Raw genomic sequence first — 25,129 nt, forward strand, 5'->3', positions numbered from 1 at the left:
GCCGTGACGGGCGCGTGAGCCGTGGGTAAGGGGCGAACCCCGCCCCCACTCGTGACATCTTGCTCTTCACTGCGTACGCTCCTGAATATGGATATGCACACTGTGGTGGTGGGGACGTCGGGGGTCACCGCGTCCGACGTGATCGCCGTGGCCCGCGAGGGCGCCCGGATCGAACTCTCCGCGGAGGCCGTCACGGCGCTGGCCGCGGCCCGCGAGATCGTGGACGCGCTGGCCGCCAAGCCCGAGCCGGTCTACGGCGTCAGCACCGGCTTCGGCGCCCTGGCCTCCCGGCACATCAGCAGCGAGCTGCGCGCGCAGCTCCAGCGCAACATCGTCCGCTCGCACGCCGCCGGCATGGGCCCGCGCGTGGAGCGCGAGGTCGTGCGGGCGCTGATGTTCCTGCGGCTGAAGACCGTGTGCTCGGGTCACACCGGTGTGCGCCCCGAGGTCGCGCAGACCATGGCCGACGTGCTCAACGCCGGGATCACGCCCGTCGTCCACGAGTACGGCTCCCTCGGCTGTTCCGGCGACCTCGCCCCGCTCTCCCACTGCGCGCTGACGCTGATGGGCGAGGGCGACGCCGAGGGCCCGGACGGGACCGTACGGCCCGCGGGCGAGCTGCTCGCCGAGCACGGGATCGCGGCCGTCGAACTGCGCGAGAAGGAAGGGCTCGCCCTCCTCAACGGCACCGACGGCATGCTCGGCATGCTGGTCATGGCCCTCGCCGACCTGGACCGGCTGTACAAGTCCGCCGACGTCACCGCCGCCCTCAGCCTCGAAGCGCTGCTCGGCACCGACAAGGTCCTCGCCCCCGAGCTGCACGCCATCCGCCCCCACCCGGGGCAGGGCGACAGCGCCGCCAACATGCTCGCGGTGCTGAAGGACTCCCAGCTCACCGGCCACCACCAGGACGACGCGCCGCGCGTCCAGGACGCCTACTCGGTGCGCTGCGCGCCGCAGGTCGCCGGCGCCGGACGCGACACCATGGCCCATGCGCGGCTCGTCGCCGAGCGCGAGCTGGCCTCCGCGGTCGACAACCCGGTGGTGCTGCCCGACGGACGCGTGGAGTCCAACGGCAACTTCCACGGCGCTCCCGTGGCCTATGTCCTGGACTTCCTCGCCATCGCCGTCGCCGACCTCGCCTCGATCGCCGAGCGGCGCACCGACCGGCTCCTCGACAAGAACCGCAGCCACGGCCTGCCGCCGTTCCTCGCCGACGACGCCGGTGTCGACTCCGGGCTGATGATCGCCCAGTACACGCAGGCCGCGCTGGTGAGCGAGCTGAAGCGGCTGGCCGTACCGGCCTCCGCGGACTCCATCCCGTCCTCCGCGATGCAGGAGGACCACGTCTCCATGGGCTGGTCCGCCGCCCGCAAGCTGCGCACGGCCGTCGACAACCTCACCCGGGTCCTCGCCGTCGAGCTGTACGCCGCGACGCGCGCCGTCGAGCTGCGCGAGGGCCTCGCCCCGGCGCCGGCCACGCGCGCGGTCATCGAGGCCGTCCGCAAGGCGGGCGTCGAGGGCCCCGGCCCGGACCGCTTCCTCGCCCCCGACCTGGCGGCGGCCGACGCGTTCGTCCGCACCGGCGGCCTCCTCGCGGCGGCGGAGTCGGTGACCGGCCCGCTGCGCTAGAGCCCGTCCGGCGGATCGTGCCGTCGGCGCGGGGGTCCGGCTCGCTCCCCACGCCGTGAAGGCGTGGGGCCTCCGGCCGCGCTGTCGCCGGCTGCCGACGTCCCCGAGCCTTCGGCCGGGAGGTGCCCCACCGTGTCGCCCGCCGCGGCAGCGACGGATCGGCCACGCCTCCTCCGCCTCGCGCCCGCACGCGCCGGCCCCCGGCTCCCCGGCTCCCCGGCGACACGGAAGCGCCACCGGCCCGAGCGGCCCGATCCGCCGGACAGGCCCTGGCCGCCGGTACGCGAGCGGGGCCCCGTCGTCCGACGGGGCCCCGCTCCGGTACCGGCCCGGTGGGCTACTTCAGCTTGGCGATCTGGGCCTGGACGACCTCGGCCGGGATCGCGGTCTTGCCGCCGGAGGTCAGCGCGGCGAGGTTGATCGTGTAGAACGTGGCGACGTTGTTGCCCTTGCGGACGACGTCGACGTGCACGGTCGTGGTGCCCTCGCCGTCCATGTCGACGTCCGTGGCGTAGCCCACGGACGCGTCACCGGCGCCGGAACCCTTCTCCGTGGCGACCTTGGTGATCTTCGTCGTCTCGCCCTCGGCGGTCACGCCGTAGCCGCCGGAGCAGGCCGCCACGGCGTCGGACACGCTCTTCAGGGCCTTCTCGGCGCCGTCACCGTCGTAGGACGACAGGCCCACGAGCGTCGCGTCGACGTCGAGGGCGGCGGTGAAGTCGTCCTCGGTGAGCTTGGAGGGGTCCTTGGAGGCGGCGGAGGGGACCGAGGTGACCGCGTTGCTGGCGCTCGCGTCCGTGTCGCCCGGGGGAAGGGCGGTCGTGGCCCACACCAGCGGGTCGCAGGCGGACTTGTCGGCCTTCGCGTCGTTCTTCGACTGGGGGATGGTGTCGTCGCCCGAGTCGACCTCGTAGCCGGTCAGGTCGCTCTTGGTGAGCAGCAGCTTCTCCAGCTCGGCCGAGGTCAGCGCCTTGGCGTCGGAGGAGGACGCCGCGGAGGACTCCTTGGAACCGCCCTCGGAGTCCGTGGAGCCCTTGTCCGAACAGCCGGTGACGAGGGCGAGTGACAGTGCGCTCACGGAGAGCGTGGCGGCTATACGGGCCCCCGATGATCTCTTCATGAGCGGACTATGAGGTTTTGGTCAAAGAGCCGTCAAGTCAATTCAAAAATCGAGGCGTTCCCGGCGAACCGAGTACACGACGAAGCCGGCGCCCAGCGCCAGACAGGCGGTGCCGCCGATGACGTACGGCGTCGAGTCGAAGCTGCCTGTGTCCGCGAGGCGGACCCCGTCGGCGGCGTCCGAGGCGTCCGCGGCCTCCTCGGTCGTCGCCCTGGCCTGCTGCGTGACCTGCTCTCTCGCCGGTTCGTCCTGGGACGCGTTGGCGGAGGGCACGAACCAGAGGGCACCCAGCAGGGTGCCTGCCGCGGTGGCGGTCAGCAACGGACGTCGAGCGGATGACACGGAATATCGATCCCCTTGTGGCGCTGGCGAATTGGCCGTGTGAGGCGATGTTAGTGAAAGGCGCGGGTCACGGGAAAGTCACGGGAGGAAAGGGCCGTACTCTCCGGTGCATGAGCACTGAAGAGACTTCACGGTTTGTGCGGCTTCGAGTGGAATTGGTGGTGGAGGTCGACGACGAGGGCGCCGTCACCGGTGCCGCCCTGGAGCGCATCGCGGACGACGAGGAGATGCCGGCCGAGGAGCGCGCGCACGCCGAGGCCGCTGTGACGGAAGACACCGCCGAGGCGCTCGCCTACCTCGTCGACCCCTTTGACCTGGTCGGGGAGGTCCCCGGGGTGGAGCTCGTGCAGGCCTCCTGGTCCAGCGAGGAGATCGAGTACGACCCGGATTCGGCGGAGTGGGACCTCGACGGGGATGATGGGGACGAGGACGAGGAAGAAGTGGCGGCAGGCTGAGCTCTCTTGGGGAAATCGTGACCCCGGGTGGCAACCGCCGTCCGGGGTTTCGTCGTCTCAGGGTGCGCACGGACCGACAGACGTATCACCCGGCGCGACCGGAGTGGTGTGCCCCACACCTTCTCGCGAGGTGGAACGGGACGAACCGGTCGTAGCGTTTAGGTTTCATTGACGGGGAACTCTCGTGGTTTTTGGGCAATCGGCGACGATGGAGAAGCGAGTGATGACGGTCGGTAAGCGGCGCAGGGGCCTGACGGTCGCGTCCGCACTGCTCGGTGGTGTGCTGGTCCTCTCGGCGTGCTCGGGAGGTGACGACGACTCCGCCGCGGGCGGCGGTGACACCTCACAGGCCAAGGCGGACGAGGCGGCGGCGAAGAAGACGTCCGAGGCCGACATCAAGATCACACCCAAGGACGGGTCGGACAACGCCTCCATCAACAACTCCGCCGCCGTCACCGTGAGCAAGGGAACGCTCACCGAGGTGGAGATGACCACCGCCGACGGCACCGCGGTCGAGGGCGCGATATCCGCCGACAAGACCAGCTGGAAGCCCAGCGTCCAGCTGGAGCGGTCCACGACCTACAAGGTCGCCGCCGAGGCCAAGGACTCCGAGGGCCGCGTCGCCCACGAGAACGGCTCCTTCACCACGGTCTCCCCGGCCAACAGCTTCATCGGCAACTTCACGCCCGAGGACGGCTCCACCGTCGGCGTCGGCATGCCGGTCTCGATCAACTTCGACAAGGCCATCACCAACAAGGCCGACGTCCAGAAGGGCATCACCGTCTCCTCCAGCAGCGGTCAGGAGGTCGTCGGCCACTGGTTCAACGCCAACCGCATCGACTTCCGCCCGGACGACTACTGGCAGGAGAACTCGACCGTCACGCTGAAGCTCGCGCTCGACGGCGTCGAGGGCGCGGACGGCGTGTACGGCGTCCAGCAGAAGACGGTCACTTTCAAGATCGGCCGCAACCAGGTCACCTACGTCGACGCGAAGACCAAGCAGATGAAGGTCACGCAGGACGGCAAGACCGTCAAGACCATCCCGATCTCCGCGGGCTCCCCGGACAACAAGACCTACGAAGGCATCATGGTCATGTCCGAGAAGTTCAAGGAGACGCGCATGAACGGCGCGACGGTCGGCTTCACGGACGACGACGGCAAGGGCGAGTACGACATCAAGGACGTCCCCCACGCCATCCGGCTCACCAACTCCGGCACCTTCGTGCACGGCAACTACTGGGGCGCCAAGTCCATCTTCGGCAGCGTCAACACCAGCCACGGCTGCGTGGGCCTGTCCGACACCAAGGGCGCCAACGACACCGGTACGGCCGGCTACTGGTTCTACAACAACTCGATCGTCGGTGACGTGGTCGTCGTCCAGAACACCGGCGACAAGACGGTCGCCCCGGACAACGGCCTCAACGGCTGGAACCTGAACTGGGCCGACTGGAAGGCCGGTTCGGCGGTCTGAGAGCCGTAGCACCACCGCCGCGCAACGACTGAGGGCGGCCACCCCGACGGGGTGGCCGCCCTCAGCTTTCGGCTACTTGCCGTAGTAGGCGTTGTAGAGCGAGACCGTGGACTTGTTGCCCTTCTTGTCCGTGATCTTCGCGTGGAAGGAGATCCCCTTGCCCTTCTCCGGGTTCTTGACGGTGATCTTGCCGCCGGAGACGGTGACCTTCTTCCAGGTCTGGCCGTAGTCGTAGGAGACGTACACCGTCAGGGACTTGAGGTTCGAGCCCTTGGCGGCGCCCTCGACGGTGACCGGGATCTTCACCGTCTCACCGGCCTTCACCCGGCTGTCGAGACCCGTCACGGCACCGAAGTGGGCCGTGGAGACCGGCAGCTTGACCTGGTCGGCCGAGGACTTCTTGGACCGGAACGTGAAGCTCACGTCGATCCGCGTGGAGGCCGCGGCCACCTTCACACTGCGCTTGACCGACGACGTCAGCTTGTACTCGGCGTCGGCGGACGGCAGGGTGAAGACGCCCTCACCGAAGAACGGGTCCTGGTTGGAGCCGATCTTCGTGCCGTTGCGGTACAGCTCCGTCTTCACCGAGGTGAAGTCGGAGGAGCCCGCGTGGTGCTTGCCGTCGGCGAACAGCGGGATGATCCCGTAGAGCTGGTTGCCCTCGCGGAACACACCGAAGTCGGCGTTGAGATGGGGACCGAAGACCGCGGTGTTGAAGGTCTTCGTGTACTTCTGGCCCGCCTTGAAGGTCTGCGGGGCGCCCAGCGTGTAGTAGGCGTCCGCGACCGGGAAGCCGTCGGCGTCCGTCCCGCTGAACTGGAGGAAGTCGAAGGTCCACTGGACCTTGTCGGACGTCGACAGATACAGCGTCCGGGTGCCCGGCACCTTCTGCTCCACCGTCGTGCCGAAGACGAAGTCCTCGGGGAAGATGCCGTACGCGGTGAGCCCGCCGGTCTTGCCGGCCGCAGCCGCGCCCAACTCGTTCTTCACCGTGGCGAGTTCGGACGCCTTGAAGTGGCGGACCTTGTCACCCTGGATCTTCTTCACCTTCGCGGTGGTGGCGACGTCGTACTCGGCGTTCGCCCCCTTGGTCCACTGACCGCTCCAGGTCTGGCTCAGACCGCTCGCGGCCTCTCCGCCCCGGTGCGCCATCCGCAGATCGGCGAACGAACCGAGCCCGAGACCCACCCCGAGACCCGCCGGCTCGTACAGGTAGCCGATCATCGCCGACAGCGGCTCGGCCGAGGCGTCCGGCACCGTGATGTCGGCCGCCCTGGTGGTGCGGGCGTCGACGGTCAGCGAGATGTCCTTGGTGACCGACAGCTTCGGCTGGACCACCCAGTCGACGCCGCCCTCGAAGGTCGTCCAGTCCTTGGCGATCCACGCGTCCAGCAGGTAGTTCCCCTTGGGCAGCCGCATGGTGGTGGTGCCGGACTCGTCGACCGTCACCTGGTAGCCGCGGCCCTCGGCGAGACCCGAGTAGCCGAAGAAGACGGTGTTGTAGTCCGCCGTCGGCCTGCCGTCCTTGCCGAGATGCCTGATCTTGACGTCGTACGACTCCACCTCACGCTGCACGGCAGCCGCCGTACGGACCGTCTGGCCGCCGCCGGTCGCCGTCACGTACGCCGAGTACGCGCCGTCGAGCGTGCCGCCCAGCTTGGTGTTCACCGTCACCGGCACCGAGGCCGTACCGCCCGCCGGGACGGTCACCGTGGTGGCGCCCAGCTTGAAGAAGCCGGTCGGAGCCGCCGCCCCCTTGGGGTTCGTGGCCGTCGCCGACAGCTTCAGTGTGACGGCCGTCGTGCCGAGGTTGCGGTACGTCAGGTCCTTCGTCACCGGCTTGTCGTCGGTGTGCGGCCACTGCTGCGTACCGAAGCTCACCGACACCGGGTCGGCGATCACGGTCTGCTTGATGGCCTTGTCCACCTGGATGCGGCCCGAACCCTGCTCGAACGGGGAGTACGTGCCGCCCTTCGTGGACCCCGTCAGGGCGCCCTTGAGCTCGGTGTACGTCCAGTCCGGGTGCTCCTGCTTGAGGATCGCCGCGGCGCCCGCGACATGCGGGGTCGCCATCGACGTACCGGAGATGGTGAGGTAGCCGGCCGGCTTCTCGCCGACCTCCTGCTCGATGACGCTGCCCTTGGCCGAGGCGGCCGTGATGTCCACGCCCGGCGCGGTCACGTCCGGCTTGATCGCACCGTCGCCGGTGCGCGGGCCGGTGGAGGAGAACGGGGCGAGGACGTCCTGGTCGTCGACGGCGCCGACGGTCAGCGCGGCGTCCGCGCTGCCCGGCGAACCGACCGACTCCGGGCCGGAGTTGCCCGCCGCGATCGCGAACAGGATGCCCTTCTCGGCGGACAGCTTGTTGACCGCCGCCTCCAGCGGGTCGATCTCCGGGGTGTCCATGCCGCCGAGGCTGAGGTTGACGACGTCGGCGCCCTGCGCGGCGGCCCACTCCATGCCGGCGAGGATGCCGGAGTCGTCGCCCGAGCCGCTGTCGTCGAGGACCTTGCCGTTGAGGATCTTCGCCCCGGGCGCGACACCCTTGTACTTGCCGCCCGACTTGGCGCCGGTGCCCGCCGCGATGGACGCGACGTGCGTGCCGTGGCCGAAGTGGTCGGTGGCGTCGGCGGCTGTGGAGAAGTTCCTGGCCTCGATCACCTGGTCCTTGAGGTCCGGGTGGGTCGCGTCCACGCCCGTGTCGAGCACCGCGATCTTCACGCCCTTGCCGTCGTAGCCGGCGGCCCACGCCTTCGGGGCGCCGATCTGCGGCACGGACTTGTCGAGACTGGCCGTGCGGACGCCGTCGAGCCACACGTGCGCGATGCCGGAGGCCGCGCGGTCGCCGTCGGTGACCGCCTCCCACAGCGCGGGCGCCTTGGCCGTCGGGGCCTGCACCGCGTCGGCGTTGAGTGTTTTCAGGGTGCGGCGCAGGGTGCCCGCGTCGCGGACGTCCTCCTTCGCCGCCGCTGCGGCGCCCCGGTAGCCGACGATCACCTTCAGGCCCTTGGCCTGCGAGGTGCGCACCGCCGCCCGGTTGAGCTCGGTGACGTCGAACAGCCGCTGGTCCAGCTTGCCGGTGGCTATCAGCCGGGCCGCGTCGCCGGGTATGACCAGCGTGTGTCCGTCCGCCTTGCGGATCTGGACGGGGACGCTCTCCCGGCCCGGCGCCCGCTCCAGCGCCACCACCTGGCCCTTGGCGTCGACGGCCACCCGGTCACCCGTGATCAGGGTGATGTGGTGGCGGGCGGTGAGCTGCGGGGCGGCGGCCGAGGCGCCCGCCGCCCGCTGCTCGGGCTTCGCCGCTGCCGGGCTGGTCATGCCCGCGGCGAGAGCGACGGCTGCCGCCGTGGCGACGGTGGCAGCGCACGCGCGATTCAGTTGTCTGCGCAAACTTCCCCCTAGCTGAGGTACCGGGCGAATTCCCCTTCACCCGGGCGGGGGTGGTCCCGCACGCCTGCGCGTGCACCCCCCGGTACGCGCAGTATGCCGGGGGGTGATCAGCCGCCTCAAGACACAGGAGGCCCACAGCGGACGACTGTTACGAGACGTTCGTACAGTCGCCCGCCGCGGGCCCGACTCCCCTGAACAGAAAAGGAGTTGACGTTCAGGAGTTGACGTTCAGGAGTTGGCGTTCAGAAGTCGGCGTTCAGGAGGTGGCGTTCTCCTTGACGGTGATCCTGCCCTTGCGGATGGTCGCCAGACGCGGGGCCTTCTTCGCGATCGCGGAGTCGTGGGTGACCATGATGAAGGTCAGCCCCAGCTCCTTCCACATGCGCTCCAGCACCTCCATGATCTCGTCGCGCATCGACTCGTCGAGGTTGCCGGTCGGCTCGTCGGCGAGCAGCACCTTGGGGTTCTTGACGAGCGCGCGGGCGATCGCGACGCGCTGCTGCTGGCCGCCGGACATCTCCGAGGGCAGATGCCCCAGCCGCTCGCCGAGGCCGACCGACCGCAGCGCCTCCGCCGCCCGCTCGCGCCGCTCCTTGGTCTTCACGCCCAGTGGCACCAGCGCCGTCTCGACGTTCTCCTGCGCGGTGAGCGTCGGGATCAGGTTGAAGGACTGGAAGACGAAGCCGATGTTCTCGCTGCGCACCCGGGTGAGCTTGGCCTCGGACAGCTTGGCGAGGTCGGTGCCGTCGAGGACGACCTCGCCGCCGGTGGGCCGGTCCAGCCCGCCGAGCATCTGGAGCAGCGTGGACTTGCCGCCGCCGGTGGGGCCCTGGATGACCAGACGGTCCCCGTCGGCGATGGTCAGGTCGATGCCGGCGAGGGCGTCGACGGTGTCCTTGCCCCTGCTGTAGCGCTTGGTGACGCCCTTGAGTTCGTACATGGTGGTGAGGCTCCTGAGGGTTCGGTGGTGGCTCCTGGGGGTTGGTGGTGCCGGTTACTCGACGCGCCGCAGAGCGTCCGCCGGCCGCAGCCTGGACGCCCGCCAGCCGCCGAACGCGCCCGCGATGAGACCGCCGGCCACCGCGAGGCCCACCGCGATCACCACCGTCGTCACGCTCACCGGCGCGGTCAGGGCGACCTCCAGGGTGTTGGACGAGGTCTGGCCCCCGCCGGGACCGCCCATGCCGCCGGGGCCGCCCATACCGCCGCCGCCCATGCCGCCACCGCCACCGCCGCCGCCCGAGCCGCCGCCCAGGGAGGCTTCGAGGGTGGGGCTGATGGCCGTCACGATGTACGCGCCCGCGAGGCCGAGCCCGATGCCGAGGGCACCGCCGAGCAGACCGTTGACCATGGCCTCGCCGACGACCTGCCGGGTCACCCGGCCCGAACGCCAGCCCAGCGCCTTCAGGGTGCCGAACTCACGGACCCGGCGGGAGACCGCCGAGGAGGTCAGCAGACCGGCGACCAGGAACGCGGCCACGAGCACCGCGATCGACAGCCACTTGCCGACGTTGGTGGCCAGCGAGGACGCCGTGGACAGCGAACCGGAGACGGTGTCCGCGAGATCGGCGGAGGTCGTCACCGTCGTACCCGAGATGTTCTTCTGGATCGTCGACTTGACCGAGTCGATCTTCTGCGAGTCGGTCGCCTTGACGTAGATCGTGGTGACCTTGTTCTTCGAGTCGCTGAGCGTCTGGGCCTGCGTCAGCGGGATGTACAGGTTGGCCGCCGAGTCGCCGCTGCTGGCGGTGGCGATGCCGATCACCTTGAACTTGACGCTCTTGACGGTGACGGTCGAACCGACCTTGTACTTCTTCTCCTTGGCGTACGCCGAGTCGACGACGGCGACCTTCGCGTCGGTCTCCGAGGTCTTGAACGTACGGCCGCTGGTGATCTCCGACGAGGTCAGCGGGCCGAGCGCCGGCTTGGTGACGTCGGTGCCGTAGACGGAGTAGTTGTTGACGTCGAAGTTGGCGCCGCCGCCCCGGACCTCGCCCTGCGGCTGGCCGGTGCCGCCGCCGTTCTGGCCGCCGCCCTGACCGCCGCCGCCGTTCTGGCCGCCGCCCTGGTTCTGCTGGAACTCACCGCGGGTGAACTCGCCGCTCACCTTGATGACCTGGAGGCTCAGACCGCCCACGGCGTCGGAGACACCCGCCTGGTCGCCGACCTTGGTGACCGTCGAGGTCGCCAGGGTCTGGAAGCCCTGGACCATCACCCGGTCGCTGCTCTGCTCCTCGCCCGAGTCGCTGTCCTGCGCGTCGAAGTTGAACCGCGGACGCTCGGAGCTGTTGGCGGTGGGCGCCGCGGCGGCCTTGGTGACCGTCATGTCGGTGCCGAGGCCGTACAGCGACTGCAGGACCTTGTCCTGGGCCTTGCTCATGCCCGACGACACGGAGCTGACCACGATGACCAGCGCGATACCGAGCGCCAGCCCGGAGGCGACGACGAGGGCCGCCTTTCTGCGGCGGCGCAGTTCGCGCCTCAGGTAGGTGAAGAACATGCGCCGAAACGTAGGGACACCGCGTGATGGCTGGATAAGGCTGAAATAAGAGAACGATGAGAAGGCTGTCCGCAGGCCAGGAAAATACCCGGACGACGCTGTCAGGGCCGGCGCAGCGCCCCGCCGGACCGGGTCGCGTCCGTGCCCCAGCTCGCCAGCAGCCGCAGCGACTCCCACGACGGGGAGCCCGGCTCGGCGTGGTACGTGGTCAGGAACTGCTCCGTGCCGTCGGAGATCCCGAACGACTCCCAGTGCAGGGAGAGTTCACCCACCAGCGGGTGGTGCAGCCGCTTGACGCCGAAGTTCTTCTCCTTGACGTCGTGGGTGGCCCACAGCCGGCGGAACTCCTCGCACTTCACCGACAACTCGCCCACCAGCGCCGACAGCCGCGGGTCGTCCGGGTGCAGCCCCGCGTCCATCCGCAGATAGCTGACCATGTCGGTGGCCTTGCGGTCCCAGTCGACGAACAGGGTGCGGTACTCCGGCTTCAGGAACACCAGCCGGGCCCAGTTGCGCTCCTGCGGCGGCAGCTCGCCCCAGTCGCCGAAGACGGCCGCCGCCATCGGGTTCCACGCGAGGATGTCGGAGCGGCGCCCGGAGACGTACGCCGGGACCGTCTCGATCGAGTCCAGCAGATGCCGCAGCGCGCCCCGCACCTGGTCCGTCCCGGTCCGCGCGACCGGCTTCTTCTTCAGCTGCTTCGGCTTGGCCAGATGGGTCAGATGCGCGTGCTCGGCGTCCGTCAGCCGCAGCGCGCGGGCGATGGAGTCCAGGACCTCCGCCGAGACGTTGCGGCCGTTGCCCTGTTCGAGGCGGGTGTAGTAGGCCACCGACACCCCGGCGAGCTGCGCCAGCTCCTCGCGCCGCAGCCCCGGCACCCTGCGGTGCCGCCCGAAGTCCGGCAGGCCCACGTCCTCCGGCTTCAGGCGCGCCCGCCGGGTCCGCAGGAACTCGCTCAGCTCGGCCCGCCGGTCCAGCGGGCCCGACGGTGCCTCCCGCGCCTGTTCGTCCATACGTCAAGTATTCATCGTCGTACGACCAGCATCCTGTCCCCGCCAGTGGTAGGCACAGCGGTCGTACGCAAAGCCGTGACCTGGGCGGACACCCACGGCTCACGGCATGCTGGTGAGCGTGCCCGACCGGACGGCGGCCGGGCGCGCCACCACTGCTAGGAGAACCCCGGCATGACCACCGTTGCTGCGTACGCCGCCCCCGCCGCGAAGGCTCCGCTGGAGCGGACCACCATCGAGCGCCGTCCGGTCGGCGAGTCCGACGTCCTGATCGACATCAAGTTCGCCGGCATCTGCCACTCCGACATCCACCAGGCCCGCGAGGGCTGGGGCACCGCGAACTTCCCCATGGTCCCCGGCCACGAGATCGCGGGCATCGTCTCCGAGGTCGGCCCCGGTGTCACCCGGTACGCCGTCGGCGACCGCGTGGGCGTCGGCTGCATGGTCGACTCCTGCCGCGAGTGCGACAACTGCCGGGCCGGCCTGGAGCAGTACTGCTCGAACGGCGGCCCCACCTGGACGTACAACAGCGTGGGCGCCGACGGCGAGGTCACCCACGGCGGCTACTCCCAGAAGGTCGTCGTCGACGAGAACTACGTCGTCCGCATCCCCGAGGGCCTCCAGCTCGACGAGGCCGCGCCCCTGCTGTGCGCCGGCATCACCACGTACTCGCCCCTCAAGCACTGGAACGCGGGCCCCGGCAAGAAGGTCGCCGTCGTCGGCCTCGGCGGGCTCGGCCACATGGGCGTGAAGATCGCCGCCGCGCTCGGCGCCGAGGTCACCGTCCTGTCGCAGACCCTGCGCAAGAAGGACGACGGTCTGAAGCTGGGCGCCACGCACTACCACGCCACCGGTGACGAGCGGACCTTCGAGGACCTCAAGGGCACCTTCGACGTCATCCTCAACACCGTCTCCGCGCCCCTGGACTTCGGCGCCTACCTGTCGCTGCTGCGCACCGACGGCGCCATGGTCAACGTCGGGCTGCCCGAGGAGCCGGTGAACATCCAGCTCTCCTCGGTCTTCGGCAACCGCCGTGTGCTGACCAGCTCCAACATCGGCGGCATCCCCGAGACGCAGGAGATGCTCGACTTCTGCGCCACGCACGGCCTCGGCGCCGAGATCGAGCTGATCCGCGCCGACCAGATCAACGAAGCCTACGAGCGGGTCGTCGCCAGCGACGTCCGCTACCGGTTCGTGATCGACGCGGCGACGATCTGACGCCGGACGGGAGCGGCGCCCCGTGGACCCGGTCCTCAGGGCCGGGTCCACAGGGTGACGTCGCTGCTGGTCGCCACGGCGAGGGTGCGGCCGGACGGCGAGAAGCCCGCGGCACGGAACTCCGAGTAGTACGCGTGCAGGACGTGCCACCACTTCTCGCCGTGCGGCCCCCTGTGCGGCATGCCGTCGTGGTGGGAGAGCAGGACACGGTCCAGCGGCCAGTCCGGCGAGATGACCTCGACACCCCAGCCGTCGTCGGTGCCGGAGTGGAGCCCGCCGCCGTACAGCCCGGCGATGCGGACCCGGGTGCCGGTGACCGGCCCGAGGCCCGGGCAGGTCAGGTCGTCGGTCCCGTCGGGCGTGGCGCCCTCGTCGTCCGGATCGCGGTCCCGGGCGATCTTCTCGCCGGTCGTGGCGTCGAGCAGGCCGTGACCGGCGCTGGAGACGACCATCACCAGGTCGCGCCCGTCCTCGGGATGCGCCGCGAACCCGATGCCGAGCAGCCCGCCGACGGCGACACACGTCCCGGCCACCTTCCGCCAGGGCTCCGGCGCGGGCACCTCGGGCGCGTCGAGCATCCGGTCCCGGAGCGCGGACTGGTAGGCGGAGAGGCGGAGTTCACGTGTCATGGGGCGAGCTTTCCTTCCCTGCGGGTTCCCGTTCGGCGCGCGGTGGTGGACGCGATGTCCGCGCCACCGACGTAAGGATGGTGGACACGACGCGTCTCCGTGTCCATGACGAGAACTTCGGCCACGTTCTGTCAGGGGGCGGCGACGGAGCGGCCAGGGCGCCCGGGAGGCCGCCGACGGGACGCGCTCAGCCGCGCGGACGGCCGACGGCCTCGTCCCCGGCGGGGTACGGGCGCTCCTCGGGGAGCAGCCGGGAGGCGGCGTCCGGATCGCCGCCCCGCACCAGCGCGTGGATCTCGTGCGCGAGCGGGGTCACGTCCCGGATGCCGACCGTCCACTCGTCCGCGTAGCGGCGCACCGCCTCACCGCGCAGCCCGAGCTGGAGGGACCGGTGCGGCAGCCGCTCCAGTCGTAGGTCCCGCTCGGGATCCCACTGCACCCGCGCCGGAGCGCGCCTCAGCTCCCGCTGCCAGGTCGCCCGGTCGGCGTTCACCCCGGGGGTGTGGCTCGACGGACAGGCCTCACGCAGCGCCCAGTCGAAGCCGTGCCGCTCGATCTCGATCGCGAGGACGACCTCCTGTCCCTCCTTCGTGCCCCAGCCGCACCGGTACATCATCCACAGGAAGCTCGGCTTCACCCAGGTCATCCGCTCCCGCTTCCAGGCCGCGGGGAAACGGCCGTCGCGGGCGGCGGGCAGACCGAGGTGCGGGGGGTACGCCTGGTAGACGGTGATCGTGGACGCGGAGTAGGCGGCGCGGATCTCGTGCCGCGGCCGAGGCAGGGGGAGGGGGAGAGGGACCGAACTGGACATGGCCTACAGCCTGGGGGTGCGGAGGGTCCGGCGGCCACCGGATTTCGTTCGCGGCCACCGCTCGCCCCGCGCCCGGGACCCGCAGGTCAGGGCGCGGAATCCTCCGGGGGTCCGGTGTGTTGACGTCGGTGGGCCCGGAACGCCGGTGGGGTGTGCGTCCTCCGGGCCCGGTGACCCAGCCGAACGAACGACAGTGGAGGAGCCGTCATGGCCGCGCAGACTCAGAGGGCCGTACTGGCCGGCGGATGCTTCTGGGGGATGGAGGAGCTGATCCGCCACCTTCCGGGCGTGACGGCGACCCGGGTCGGCTACACCGGGGGTGACGTGCCGAACGCGACGTACCGCAACCACGGCACGCACGCGGAGGCCATCGAGATCCTCTACGACCCCGAGCGGACCGACTACCGCGCGCTGCTGGAGTTCTTCTTCCAGATCCACGACCCGAGCACCAAGAACCGCCAGGGCAACGACATCGGCCTCAGCTACCGCTCGGCGATCTACTACGTGGACGACGAGCAGAAGCGGATCGCCGAGGACACCATCGCGGACGTCGACGCCTCCGGCCTGTGGCCCGGCAAGGCCGTCACCGAGGTGGAGCCCGTCGGCCCCTTCTGGCAGGCCGAGCCCGAGCACCAGGACTACCTCCAGCGGTACCCGGACGGCTACACCTGCCACTTCCCCCGCCCGGGCTGGCGCCTGCCCGCCCGCACCGAGGGCTGACCGACCCGTACACGCACGGGGCGCCGCCCACCGGATCCCCTCCGGTGGGCGGCGCCCCGTGCCGTGTCCCGCCCCGGCGTCAGTGCGACAGCGTCGCCGGGCTGCCGCCGTTCGCCTCGTAGCCCGCGACCGCCAGGGCCCGGTACACCGCGAACTCGGCCGCCGGGTCCGGCGAGAGGGTCCACGGCAGGGCGCCGACATGACCGTCGATGTGGATGAGCTGCTGCATGGCCTCGGACCAGCGCTCACCGCGGACCAGGAAGAAGACCAGCAGATGGCGCACGTGCGCCAGCATCGGGTCGTCCGCGCGCGCCGAGTGCACCGCGTGCAGCGCCCCGTGCATCGCCTTGGTGACGACCTCGCTCTGGTAGAAGCCGCTGACCAGGTTCACCTCGGGCAGATGCTCGAAGACCCCGAACAGCGGCATCGCCGAGAGCAGCGAGCCCCGGGGCGCCCGGGCCGCGGCGGCCTCCGCGAAGGACATCGCCTGCTCACGCGTGCCGTGCCACTTCTCGCACCAGTAGTGCAGCGCCGCCAGATGCGCGCCCATGTGCGCGGGCGCACGGTCCAGGATCTTCGCCCACAGCTGGTCGAACTCGGCCTGCGAGTACGCGAGCCCACGCGCCACCGACAGCTCGACGATGTAAGGGACCGGGTCGCCCGGGGCGAGCAGCGCCGCTTCCGCGCACGCCGACCGCGCCTCCTCCATGATGATCCGGAACTCGTCCGTGCCCGGTGCCGACGTCCGCCACGCCTGCTGCACCAGGAACTCCGCGTGCACGGCCGCGCCGCCCGCGTCCTTGGGCGCCTCGGCCCGCCACACCCGCAGCCACTGGCCGCCCGGCGACTCGCTCACGCCGCCCGGCCGCTGCTTCAGCTCCAGGGAGGCCGCCCCGGCGAAGGCCTGCACCCGCTGCCAGCGTCGCTCGCCCTCCTTCTCGGTGCCCGCGAGGAGCTGCGACGCCGCCCGGTGGTCCTGGGTGCGCTGCACCAGGTCCAGCACGTCCAGCAGGTCCTGGTCGGGTCCGGGCATCCGGACGTCCAGTTCCTCCTGCCGTACGAAGCCGTAGTTCGCGGGGTCCGCGGCGTCGGGGTGCCCCGGCGCGACCTGCTCGATCATGCCCCTCCTGCGTCGCAGGACCGGAAGCAGCACGAAGCCGAACAGGACCACCGCCATCAGGACCCAGAGAATCTCCATGCCTCAAGCGTTCCAGACACCGCCGACAATTGGCCAACCAGGTCCCGGGGCTGTGGAAAACTCCGCGGCCACACCGGTCCGAAATGCGGACTACGCTCGGGACCCATGAGCGACAGGCACATCAGTCAGCACTTCGAGACGCTCGCGATCCACGCGGGCAACACGGCGGACCCCCTCACCGGCGCGGTCGTCCCGCCCATCTACCAGGTCTCGACCTACAAGCAGGACGGCGTCGGCGGTCTGCGCGGCGGCTACGAGTACAGCCGCAGCGCCAACCCGACCCGTACCGCCCTGGAGGAGAACCTCGCCGCCCTCGAGGGCGGCCGACGGGGCCTCGCGTTCGCGTCCGGACTGGCGGCCGAGGACTGCCTGCTGCGTACGCTGCTCAGCCCCGGCGACCACGTGGTCATCCCCAACGACGCGTACGGCGGCACCTTCCGCCTCTTCGCGAAGGTCGTCTCCCGGTGGGGCGTGGAATGGTCGGTCGCCGACACCAGCGACCCCGCCTCCGTTCGGGCCGCCCTCACCCCGCGGACCAAGGTCGTGTGGGTGGAGACCCCCTCCAACCCGCTGCTCGGCATCACCGACATCGCGGTGGTCGCCCAGATCGCCCGGGACGCCGGCGCCCGGCTCGTCGTCGACAACACCTTCGCGACGCCCTACCTCCAGCAGCCCCTCGCCCTCGGCGCCGACGTCGTCGTGCACTCCCTGACCAAGTACATGGGCGGCCACTCCGACGTCGTCGGCGGTGCGCTGATCACCGCCGACGAGGCGCTCGGCGAGGAACTGGCGTACCACCAGAACGCGATGGGCGCCGTCGCCGGCCCCTTCGACTCCTGGCTGGTGCTGCGCGGCACGAAGACGCTGTCGGTGCGCATGGACCGGCACAGCGAGAACGCCACGAAGATCGCCGACATGCTGACCCGGCACGCGCGCGTGACGAAGGTCCTCTACCCGGGCCTGGAGGACCACCCCGGTCACGAGATCGCCGCCAAGCAGATGCGGTCGTTCGGCGGCATGATCTCCTTCCAGGTCCAGGGCGGCGAGGAAGCGGCCGTCGAGGTCTGCAACCGCGCCAAGGTCTTCACCCTGGGCGAGTCCCTCGGCGGCGTCGAGTCGCTGATCGAGCACCCGGGCCGGATGACGCACGCGTCCGCCGCGGGCTCGGCCCTGGAGGTCCCGGCCGACCTGGTCCGCCTCTCCGTCGGCATCGAGAACGTCGACGACCTCCTGGAGGACCTCCAGCAGGCCCTCGGCTAGCCCTCGGCCGGCAGCCATGCAGGCCGGCTCACCAGCCGGTCACGGGTGGGGTCGTCTCCGACGGCGGCTCCACCCACGGCTGCACCGTCAGCGCCCACACGAGGAACGCCACACCCGCCGCCACCAGCAGGAACCACAGCACGCGGCGCGCCGCCCGCTCCCGCCGCAGCATCCTCCCGCCCCGGCGCACGGCCTCCTCGTACAGCTGCGGCGGCACGGGCGGCGGCGTCCGGTCCATGATCCGGCGCACGGCCGCCTCACGCTCGGGACGGTTCACGACGGTGCCACCTTCGCTCCCCGTACGGTCGGCGCGGGCCCGCGCGGCGGGTGCAGCAGGGTCGCGGTGGCCCGGTCGCAGATCGTCCGGACCCGCTCCACCGGCAGGCCCAGGAGCGCCGCCGTCTGCTCCTCGGCGACCCCCTCGTACAGCCGCAGGACCAGCACCAGACGCTCCTGCGGACCCAGGGCCGCGAGCGGGCCGACAGCACGGGAACGGCCGCCGAGCAGGCCGCCGCGCTGATGCCAGGCACCGCGCGCGAAGCGGGACGCCAGATACTGGCGGGCATGGTCGTAGGGGTCCTCGCCGCGCATCCGGTCCCAGCCCGCGTACGTGTGCGCGAGGGACAGCGTCAGCAGCCTGAGCGCGCGCGGGTTGTCCTCCGGGGCCTCCGCCGTCAGCAGCGTCGCGGAGTGCAGCAGCCGTCCGGCCGCGCCCGCGACGAACGCCTTGAACTCCCGGGCCCGGCGGGCTTGACGTTCCGCCTGCCGTTGTCGCACCGCGCCCGCCTCCCCGTCTACGGCGACTCGAAGTCTCGAAGGAACGGGACCCGGTCTCATATGAGGCCAGGCGGGGCCTTTCGGTCAAGGGCCGCGCATCAGCGGACCGCGCGGCAGGAGCTCGGGCGCGGGGACGTCCCGCGTGCGGTCCGTGCTCAGGAGGCCGCGGGGGGCTCCGCGCCGGTCAGACCCTGGGCCGCCATCCGGGAGGAGAGCGCGGTGTTGAAGCGCGTCAGGAGCGTGCAGAACGCGACACGCTCCTCCGGCGCCCAGTCCTGGGTCAGTTCCGCCATCAACTGGCGCCGGGAGGAACGGACTTCCTCCAGCCGGGACAGCCCGCGCGGGGACAGCTGAAGCACCACGGCCCGGCCGTCCTCCGGGTGGGAGGTGCGCTTGACGAGCCCGGTGTCCACCAGGGGAGCCACCTGCCGGGTGACCGTCGACGAGTCGATGCCCATGCTCGCGGCGAGGGCCTTGACCCCCATCGGGCCTTCCTTGTCGAGGCGGTTGAGCAGCAGATACGCGGCACGGTCCATGGAGTTGCGCACCTGCCCGACGCCGCCGAGCCGGGTCTGTTCGGCACGGCGGGCGAACACCGCCACCTCGTGCTGCAGCGTGTCGAGAAGACCGCTGTCACCGACGGTCGTCATGTCCATCGACATTTCAGGTGTTGTGGGCATGGCCGGGGGCTCACTTCAGATAATGGGTGCTGGGTTGGGGGACAGGGTACGCGGCCGGAAGGCGGGCCGTACCGGGGCTGCGCAAACCGGTCTCGCACGTTGGTCACAGCGGTCGCGCGCGCCTGTGAACTGCGATGCTTGTGTCATGAGCTACAGCACGGCTGACTCCTTTCGCTCCCTGCGGCCCGTGACTCTCGACGATGTGCGGGGCGCCCAGAAGATGCTCTCGGGCGTGGCGCGGATGACCGCGATGGAGGGCAGCCGGCACCTGTCGCAGCTGGTGGGCGCTCCGGTGCACTTCAAGTGCGAGAACCTCCAGCGCACCGGCTCGTTCAAGCTGCGCGGCGCCTACGTCAGGATCGCCGGGCTGCTGCCCGAGGAACGGGCCGCTGGGGTCGTCGCGGCGAGCGCCGGCAACCACGCGCAGGGCGTCGCGCTGGCGTCGGCCCTGCTGGGCGTGCGCTCCACGGTGTTCATGCCGAAGGGCGCCCCGCTGCCGAAGATCAGCGCGACCCGCGACTACGGCGCCGACGTGCACCTGTACGGACAGGTGGTGGACGAGACCCTGGCCGCCGCGCAGGAGTACGCGGAGCGCACGGGGGCGGTGTTCATCCACCCCTTCGACCACCCCGACATCATCGCGGGCCAGGGCACCGTCGGCCTGGAGATCCTGGAGCAGTGCCCCGAGGTGCGCACCATCGTCGTCGGGATCGGCGGCGGCGGTCTGGCGGCCGGGGTCGCCGTCGCGGTGAAGTCGCTGCGGCCCGACGTGCGGATCGTGGGCGTGCAGGCGGCGGGCGCGGCGGCGTACCCGCCCTCGCTGGCGGCCGGGCGCCCGGTGTCGATCCGGAACCCGGCGACGATGGCCGACGGCATGAAGGTCGGACGGCCCGGCGACGTACCGTTCGGGATCATCGGCGAGCTGGTCGACGAGGTGCGCACGGTCAGCGAGGACGAGCTGTCCGCGGCGCTGCTGCTGAGCCTGGAGCGGGCCAAGCTGGTCGTCGAACCGGCCGGAGCCAGCCCCGTCGCGGCGCTGCTGAGCGACCCCGGCGCCTTCGAGGGACCGGTTGTCGCGGTGCTGTCCGGCGGCAACGTCGATCCGGTGCTGCTCGAACGCGTCCTGCGGCACGGCATGGCGGCGCAGGGCCGCTACCTGGCCGTACGCCTGCGGCTGACGGACCGGCCGGGCGCCCTCGCCACGCTTCTGGGGGCGTTGTCAGTGGTGGACGTTAACGTCCTGGACGTGAGCCATGTGCGGACCGATCCACGGCTCGGGCTCACGGAGGCGGAGGTCGAACTGCACCTGGAGACGAAGGGGCCGGAGCACTGCGTCGAGGTCGGCCAGGCCCTCCGTGAGGCGGGGTACACGGTCATCGGCTGAGGTCGGCGGCTGAGGCCATCGGCCGAGGTTGGCGGGGCTTGGTTCACTCGTTCGGGCAACTCCATTGAGAGACGCGATACATCGCGTTATGGTGTGTCCGTGGTCGTCGTGCACGCCGCCGCCGGAAAAACAACGGGCGGGCCGACCCGCTCCTACCTAGGCTTCTCGAAGAATCCCCAACGACGTGGAGACTGATATGCCAGGCGCCATCTATGCCGAAGGCCTGGTCAAGACCTTCGGCGACGTAAAGGCTCTGGACGGCGTCGACCTCGATGTCCCCGAGGGCACCGTCCTGGGCCTCCTCGGCCCCAACGGCGCAGGCAAGACGACGACCGTCCGCTGCCTGACGACCCTGCTGCGGCCCGACAGCGGCAAGGCCGTCGTCGCCGGCCTCGACGTGCTCAAGCAGCCCAACGAGGTGCGGCGCTCGATCGGCCTGTCCGGCCAGTTCGCCGCCGTCGACGAGTACCTGACCGGCCGCGAGAACCTCCAGATGGTCGGCCAGCTCTACCAGATGAGGGCCAAGGCGGCGAAGGCCCGGGCGGTGGAACTGCTGGAGCAGTTCAACCTCGCGGACGCCGCCGACCGGCCCGCGAAGACGTACTCCGGAGGCATGCGCCGCCGCCTCGACCTCGCCGCGGCTCTCGTCCTCTCGCCGCCCGTGATGTTCATGGACGAACCGACGACCGGCCTCGATCCGCGCAACCGCCAGCAGTTGTGGGAGGTCATCAAGCAACTCGTCTCCGGCGGCACGACGTTGCTGCTGACGACGCAGTACCTCGAAGAGGCCGACCATCTCGCCCATGACATCGCGGTCGTCGACCACGGCCGGGTCATCGCCCGCGGCACCTCCGACCAGCTCAAGGCCCGCACCGGCGGCGAGCGCGTCGAGGTCGTCGTCCACGAGCGCGACGACATCCCGGTCGCCTCCGAGGTCCTGCGCGGCTTCGGCAAGGGCGACACCACCGTCGAGGAGCACATGCGCAAGCTCACGGTGCCCGTCACCGGCGGCGCCAAGCTCCTCGCCGAGGTCATCCGGGAACTCGACACCCGAGGCATCGAGATCGACGACATCGGCCTGCGCCGCCCGACCCTCGACGACGTCTTCCTCTCCCTGACCGGCCACCACGCCGAGAACGAGGCGGAGGAGAACGGCACGAAGGCCACCGGCGACGCCAAGGACGCCAAGGACCGCCGACAGAAGAAGGAGGCGGCCCAGTGACCACCACCACCGACGCCGTACGCATCACACCCGCCACGAACCCGGTGACCCAGTCGATCCGTGACTCACTGGTGGTCGCGAAGCGCAATTTGATTCGCATGTCCAGAATTCCCGAAATGGTAATTTTCGGGCTCATCCAGCCCATCATGTTCGTGGTGCTGTTCAGCTATGTCTTCGGCGGCTCCATGAACATCGGCGGCACCACGGACTCCTCCGTGTACCGCGAGTTCCTGATGGCCGGCATCTTCGCCCAGACCGTCACCTTCGCCACGGCCGGCGCGGGCGCGGGCATCGCGGACGACATGCACAAGGGGCTCATCGACCGGTTCCGTTCGCTGCCCATGGCGCGGGGCGCGGTGCTGACCGGGCGCACCCTCGCCGACTCCGTGCAGACGGCGCTCACGCTGTTCGTGCTGGCGATGGTCGCGCTGCTGGTCGGCTGGCGCACCCACACCAGCTTCGGCGAGGTGCTCGGCGCGTTCGGTCTGCTGCTCCTGCTCGGCTACGCCTTCACCTGGATCGGCGCGCTGATCGGCCTGTCCGTGCGCACCCCGGAGGCGGCCACCTCGGGCGGGCTGATCTGGCTGTTCCCGGTGACGTTCATCTCGAACGCGTTCGTCGACACCGGCCAGATGACGCCCTGGCTGCGCCATGTCGCCGACTGGAACCCGTTCAGTGCCACGGTGCAGGCCTGCCGCGTGCTGTTCGGCAACCCCGGGGTCTCGCAGTCCGACGCCTGGCCCATGCAGCACCCGGTGTGGGCGTCGCTGATCTACTCCGTGCTGATCGTCGTCGTCTTCCGGACGCTCGCGGTGCGCAAGTACCGCTCGGCGACCGCCTGACCATCCGACCGCGCCCGGCCGTCGGCGTTCTCGACGGCGGCGGTACGAAGAAACCCCCGGTGCCGTCGGGCGCCGGGGGTTTCGTGGGGAGCTGGGGTCAGGCGCTGTAGGGCTCGGCCTTGAGGATCTTCACGGACGCCTTCCTGCCGTTGGGCAGCTCGTACTCCGCGTCCTCGCCGACCTTGTGACCGATCACGCCGGAGCCCAGCGGGGACTGCGGCGAGTAGGTCTCGATGTCGGTGCTCGCGTACTCGCGGGAGGCGAGGAGGAAGGTCGTGGTGTCGTCCTCGTCGCCGTCGAAGGCGATCGTCACCACCATGCCGGGCGCCACCGCGCCGTCGGCGGAGGCCGGGGCCTCACCGACCTTGGCCCTCTCCAGGAGCTGGGTGAGCTGGCGGATGCGGAGCTCCTGCTTGCCCTGCTCTTCCTTCGCCGCGTGGTACCCGCCGTTCTCGCGCAGGTCGCCCTCCTCGCGCGCGGCCGCGATCTTCGCGGTGACTTCCTCGCGCGCGGGACCAGACAGGTACGCCAGCTCTTCCTTGAGCTTGGAGTACGCCTCCTGCGTAAGCCAGGTGACGTCTTCGCTGGTCTGGGTCACAGGTGCTCCTCGTAGGTACTGGGAATACAAAGCATCGCCCTACCCAGAAGAATGTTCCTTCACGGAAGGGCGAAACCACGAGCCTAACAATTCGAGGCGCAAAGGGGGAGGACATAACGCACGAGAATCACGTCAACGCAGGTCAGTCCGTACGTCAAGGGGATGAACTCAGTCGGCGTGGCAGCCCATCAGCTCCGCGGTGGTGCCCGGTGACGTCGTCCGCAGGGTGACCGCCCGGTCGATCCGGGTCGCGTCCCCGGAGAAGCGGAAGTCGGCCCGGCCGACCTCGGCGCCGTCCTCCGCCTGGGAGCGCACGGTGCAGTAGCCGCTCACCCCGGCGTCCTTGCGGACCTCCAGATGGACCCGCACCGAGTCCTTCTGCTGCTCGAAGGTGATCACCTCGGCGCTGATCTTGTTCTGGCCGACGTAGTGGTAGGCGAAGTACCCGATGAGGGCGATGAGCAGAGCGCCGAGGATCCCGCCGACGATCTTGAGCTTGTGGTCGGCCCGCTCGTCCGAGGAACGGCCGTAGCGCCCTTCGGGCAGTCGCGTACTCGCCGTGCTCATGATCGTCCTCTCGGCCGGTGTCCGGTCCGCGAAACCTGCCTGTCACGGCCCCCGGAATTATTCGCCTCCCGATTCGGTCACTATAGAAGCCGCCGATCGCTCCCTCAGACCCGGGGGCGCCGACATACCGAGGATTGAGTCTTGACTGACCAGCTGCGACTGATGGCCGTCCACGCCCACCCCGACGACGAGTCGAGCAAGGGCGCGGCCACCATGGCGAAGTACGTGTCCGAGGGGGTGGACGTGCTGGTCGTGACCTGCACGGGCGGGGAGCGCGGCTCCATCCTCAACCCGAAGCTCCAGGGCGACACGTACATCGAGGAGCACATCCACGAGGTACGCAAGAAGGAGATGGACGAGGCCCGCGAGATCCTCGGCGTGAAGCAGGAGTGGCTCGGCTTCGTCGACTCCGGCCTGCCCGAGGGCGACCCGCTGCCGCCGCTGCCCGAGGGCTGCTTCGCCCTGGAGGACGTCGACAAGGCGGCCGGGGAGCTGGTCCGCAAGATCCGCGCGTTCCGCCCGCAGGTGATCACCACCTACGACGAGAACGGCGGCTACCCGCACCCCGACCACATCATGACCCACAAGATCTCGATGGTGGCGTTCGAGGGCGCGGCGGACACCGAGAAGTTCCCCGAGGCCGAGTTCGGCCCCGCCTTCCAGTCGCAGAAGCTCTACTACAACCAGGGCTTCAACCGTCCGCGCACCGAGGCGCTGCACAACGCGCTGCTGGACCGGGGCCTGGAGTCGCCCTACGGGGACTGGCTCAAGCGCTGGAGCGAGTTCGAGCGCACCGAGCGGACGCTGACCACGCACATCCCGTGCGCCGAGTTCTTCGAGATCCGTGACAAGGCGCTGATCGCGCACGCCACGCAGATCGACCCCGACGGCGGCTGGTTCAAGGTCCCGATGGAGATCCAGAAGGAGGTCTGGCCGACGGAGGAGTACGAGCTCGCGAAGTCCCTCGTCGACACCTCCCTCCCCGAGGACGACCTCTTCGCGGGCATCCGGGACAATGCCTGACATGAGCGCAAGCGTGAGCCTGGCAATGACGCACCTCGTCCCCCTCGCCAAGGAGGTGGACGAGAACAAGGTCACCCCCGGCGTCCTCGGTTTCATCGTCTTCGCCGTCATGGCGCTGGCGGTGTGGGGCCTGATGAAGTCGATGAGCCGGCAGCTGGGCCGGGTCGACTTCAAGGAGGCCCCGGACCCGAAGGCGACGGCGGAGTCCGAGGCCTCCCCGGGGACGCCGAAGACCGGCCAGAGCTGACACCCCGGTCGTGGGGATGCCCGACGGTGC

At 70.3% G+C, this 25,129-nt stretch carries 25 protein-coding genes; 11 read left to right on the forward strand and 14 right to left on the reverse strand.

All coding sequences use genetic code 11. The features are described 5' to 3' along the window. Positions 1-93 precede the first annotated feature (93 nt). Positions 94-1,632, forward strand: coding sequence for a histidine ammonia-lyase (gene hutH / locus ACIPSE_RS06210; RefSeq protein ID WP_401659712.1), 1,539 nt, complete (start codon positions 94-96; stop codon positions 1,630-1,632). Positions 1,633-1,969: 337 nt separating this feature from the next. Here hutH and ACIPSE_RS06215 read toward each other — a convergent pair whose 3' ends face one another. Beyond that, positions 1,970-2,752: a hypothetical protein gene (locus tag ACIPSE_RS06215; RefSeq protein WP_401657981.1), complete on the reverse strand. Its 783-nt coding sequence runs from the start codon at positions 2,750-2,752 to the stop codon at positions 1,970-1,972. A 42-nt stretch (positions 2,753-2,794) separates the two neighbouring features. Further along, positions 2,795-3,094, reverse strand: a complete 300-nt coding sequence (locus ACIPSE_RS06220) for an LPXTG cell wall anchor domain-containing protein (protein ID WP_401657983.1) — start codon at positions 3,092-3,094, stop codon at positions 2,795-2,797. A 110-nt stretch (positions 3,095-3,204) separates the two neighbouring features. Here ACIPSE_RS06220 and ACIPSE_RS06225 point away from each other — a divergent pair, with 110 nt between their 5' ends. Then, entirely contained in the window at positions 3,205-3,549 is a 345-nt protein-coding gene (locus ACIPSE_RS06225; protein WP_401657985.1) for a hypothetical protein, read from the forward strand. Positions 3,550-3,757: 208 nt separating this feature from the next. Then, positions 3,758-5,020: an Ig-like domain-containing protein gene (locus ACIPSE_RS06230; RefSeq protein ID WP_401657987.1), complete on the forward strand. Its 1,263-nt coding sequence runs from the start codon at positions 3,758-3,760 to the stop codon at positions 5,018-5,020. Positions 5,021-5,092: 72 nt separating this feature from the next. Here the strand turns inward: ACIPSE_RS06230 and ACIPSE_RS06235 are convergent, their stop codons facing one another. From ACIPSE_RS06235 to ACIPSE_RS06250, 4 genes are all read right to left on the reverse strand, one after another. Beyond that, complete coding sequence (locus ACIPSE_RS06235; protein WP_401657989.1) at positions 5,093-8,341, reverse strand: S8 family serine peptidase; 3,249 nt, start codon at positions 8,339-8,341, stop codon at positions 5,093-5,095. A 328-nt stretch (positions 8,342-8,669) separates the two neighbouring features. After that, positions 8,670-9,353, reverse strand: a complete 684-nt coding sequence (locus ACIPSE_RS06240; protein WP_401657991.1) for an ABC transporter ATP-binding protein — start codon at positions 9,351-9,353, stop codon at positions 8,670-8,672. 54 nt (positions 9,354-9,407) lie between these two features. Next, positions 9,408-10,913: an ABC transporter permease gene (locus ACIPSE_RS06245; RefSeq protein WP_401657993.1), complete on the reverse strand. Its 1,506-nt coding sequence runs from the start codon at positions 10,911-10,913 to the stop codon at positions 9,408-9,410. A gap of 101 nt (positions 10,914-11,014) precedes the next feature. Beyond that, positions 11,015-11,926: a helix-turn-helix domain-containing protein gene (locus tag ACIPSE_RS06250; protein WP_401657995.1), complete on the reverse strand. Its 912-nt coding sequence runs from the start codon at positions 11,924-11,926 to the stop codon at positions 11,015-11,017. A 171-nt stretch (positions 11,927-12,097) separates the two neighbouring features. Between ACIPSE_RS06250 and ACIPSE_RS06255 the strand changes: the two genes are divergently transcribed. Further along, positions 12,098-13,141, forward strand: a complete 1,044-nt coding sequence (locus ACIPSE_RS06255) for an NAD(P)-dependent alcohol dehydrogenase (protein ID WP_401657997.1) — start codon at positions 12,098-12,100, stop codon at positions 13,139-13,141. Between the two features lie 35 nt (positions 13,142-13,176). Here the strand turns inward: ACIPSE_RS06255 and ACIPSE_RS06260 are convergent, their stop codons facing one another. Continuing rightward, positions 13,177-13,770: a hypothetical protein gene (locus tag ACIPSE_RS06260; protein ID WP_401657999.1), complete on the reverse strand. Its 594-nt coding sequence runs from the start codon at positions 13,768-13,770 to the stop codon at positions 13,177-13,179. 187 nt (positions 13,771-13,957) lie between these two features. Then, positions 13,958-14,581 (reverse strand): DUF4291 domain-containing protein, encoded by a 624-nt coding sequence (locus tag ACIPSE_RS06265; protein ID WP_401658001.1) that lies wholly within the window; start codon positions 14,579-14,581, stop codon positions 13,958-13,960. Between the two features lie 207 nt (positions 14,582-14,788). Here ACIPSE_RS06265 and msrA point away from each other — a divergent pair, with 207 nt between their 5' ends. Continuing rightward, entirely contained in the window at positions 14,789-15,301 is a 513-nt protein-coding gene (gene msrA, locus ACIPSE_RS06270) for a peptide-methionine (S)-S-oxide reductase MsrA (RefSeq protein WP_401658003.1), read from the forward strand. 79 nt (positions 15,302-15,380) lie between these two features. Here msrA and ACIPSE_RS06275 read toward each other — a convergent pair whose 3' ends face one another. Continuing rightward, positions 15,381-16,499: a hypothetical protein gene (locus ACIPSE_RS06275; RefSeq protein ID WP_401658005.1), complete on the reverse strand. Its 1,119-nt coding sequence runs from the start codon at positions 16,497-16,499 to the stop codon at positions 15,381-15,383. A gap of 105 nt (positions 16,500-16,604) precedes the next feature. Between ACIPSE_RS06275 and ACIPSE_RS06280 the strand changes: the two genes are divergently transcribed. Continuing rightward, positions 16,605-17,759 carry a cystathionine gamma-synthase gene (locus ACIPSE_RS06280; RefSeq protein WP_401658007.1) on the forward strand — a complete coding sequence of 385 codons (1,155 nt, stop codon included), beginning with the start codon at positions 16,605-16,607 and terminating at the stop codon, positions 17,757-17,759. Positions 17,760-17,787: 28 nt separating this feature from the next. Here the strand turns inward: ACIPSE_RS06280 and ACIPSE_RS06285 are convergent, their stop codons facing one another. From ACIPSE_RS06285 to ACIPSE_RS06295, 3 genes are all read right to left on the reverse strand, one after another. Beyond that, the gene (locus ACIPSE_RS06285) at positions 17,788-18,036 is read right to left on the reverse strand and encodes a hypothetical protein (RefSeq protein ID WP_401658009.1); all 249 of its coding nucleotides are present in this window, start codon (positions 18,034-18,036) and stop codon (positions 17,788-17,790) included. After that, on the reverse strand, positions 18,033-18,536 hold the full coding sequence (locus ACIPSE_RS06290; RefSeq protein WP_401658011.1) for a sigma factor-like helix-turn-helix DNA-binding protein: 504 nt from the start codon (positions 18,534-18,536) through the stop codon (positions 18,033-18,035). The genes ACIPSE_RS06285 and ACIPSE_RS06290 overlap by 4 nt, the downstream gene beginning before the upstream one ends. 155 nt (positions 18,537-18,691) lie before the next feature. Next, positions 18,692-19,198, reverse strand: a complete 507-nt coding sequence (locus tag ACIPSE_RS06295) for a MarR family winged helix-turn-helix transcriptional regulator (protein WP_401658013.1) — start codon at positions 19,196-19,198, stop codon at positions 18,692-18,694. Positions 19,199-19,361: 163 nt separating this feature from the next. On the opposite strand from ACIPSE_RS06295, the gene ilvA reads away from it, so the two are divergent. From ilvA to ACIPSE_RS06310, 3 genes are all read left to right on the forward strand, one after another. Further along, the gene (gene ilvA, locus ACIPSE_RS06300; RefSeq protein ID WP_401658015.1) at positions 19,362-20,600 is read left to right on the forward strand and encodes a threonine ammonia-lyase; all 1,239 of its coding nucleotides are present in this window, start codon (positions 19,362-19,364) and stop codon (positions 20,598-20,600) included. A gap of 196 nt (positions 20,601-20,796) precedes the next feature. Continuing rightward, positions 20,797-21,822 carry an ATP-binding cassette domain-containing protein gene (locus ACIPSE_RS06305; RefSeq protein ID WP_401658017.1) on the forward strand — a complete coding sequence of 342 codons (1,026 nt, stop codon included), beginning with the start codon at positions 20,797-20,799 and terminating at the stop codon, positions 21,820-21,822. Further along, positions 21,819-22,664: an ABC transporter permease gene (locus ACIPSE_RS06310; RefSeq protein ID WP_401658019.1), complete on the forward strand. Its 846-nt coding sequence runs from the start codon at positions 21,819-21,821 to the stop codon at positions 22,662-22,664. The genes ACIPSE_RS06305 and ACIPSE_RS06310 overlap by 4 nt, the downstream gene beginning before the upstream one ends. Before the next feature lie 97 nt (positions 22,665-22,761). Here the strand turns inward: ACIPSE_RS06310 and greA are convergent, their stop codons facing one another. Together greA and ACIPSE_RS06320 are read right to left on the reverse strand one after the other, a co-directional pair. Continuing rightward, on the reverse strand, positions 22,762-23,262 hold the full coding sequence (gene greA, locus ACIPSE_RS06315) for a transcription elongation factor GreA (RefSeq protein ID WP_401658021.1): 501 nt from the start codon (positions 23,260-23,262) through the stop codon (positions 22,762-22,764). 168 nt (positions 23,263-23,430) lie between these two features. Further along, positions 23,431-23,829 (reverse strand): DUF4307 domain-containing protein, encoded by a 399-nt coding sequence (locus ACIPSE_RS06320; RefSeq protein ID WP_401658023.1) that lies wholly within the window; start codon positions 23,827-23,829, stop codon positions 23,431-23,433. Between the two features lie 141 nt (positions 23,830-23,970). On the opposite strand from ACIPSE_RS06320, the gene mca reads away from it, so the two are divergent. Together mca and ACIPSE_RS06330 are read left to right on the forward strand one after the other, a co-directional pair. Beyond that, complete coding sequence (mca, locus tag ACIPSE_RS06325) at positions 23,971-24,852, forward strand: mycothiol conjugate amidase Mca (RefSeq protein ID WP_401658025.1); 882 nt, start codon at positions 23,971-23,973, stop codon at positions 24,850-24,852. Beyond that, a complete protein-coding gene (locus tag ACIPSE_RS06330) occupies positions 24,845-25,099 on the forward strand; it encodes a hypothetical protein (RefSeq protein WP_401658027.1) in 255 nt (84 codons plus the stop codon). Before mca ends, ACIPSE_RS06330 begins: the two co-directional genes overlap by 8 nt. Positions 25,100-25,129: the final 30 nt, after the last annotated feature.

Origin of the sequence: Streptomyces sp. NPDC090106, assembly GCF_044747265.1 — a bacterium.
Classification (GTDB): domain Bacteria; phylum Actinomycetota; class Actinomycetes; order Streptomycetales; family Streptomycetaceae; genus Streptomyces.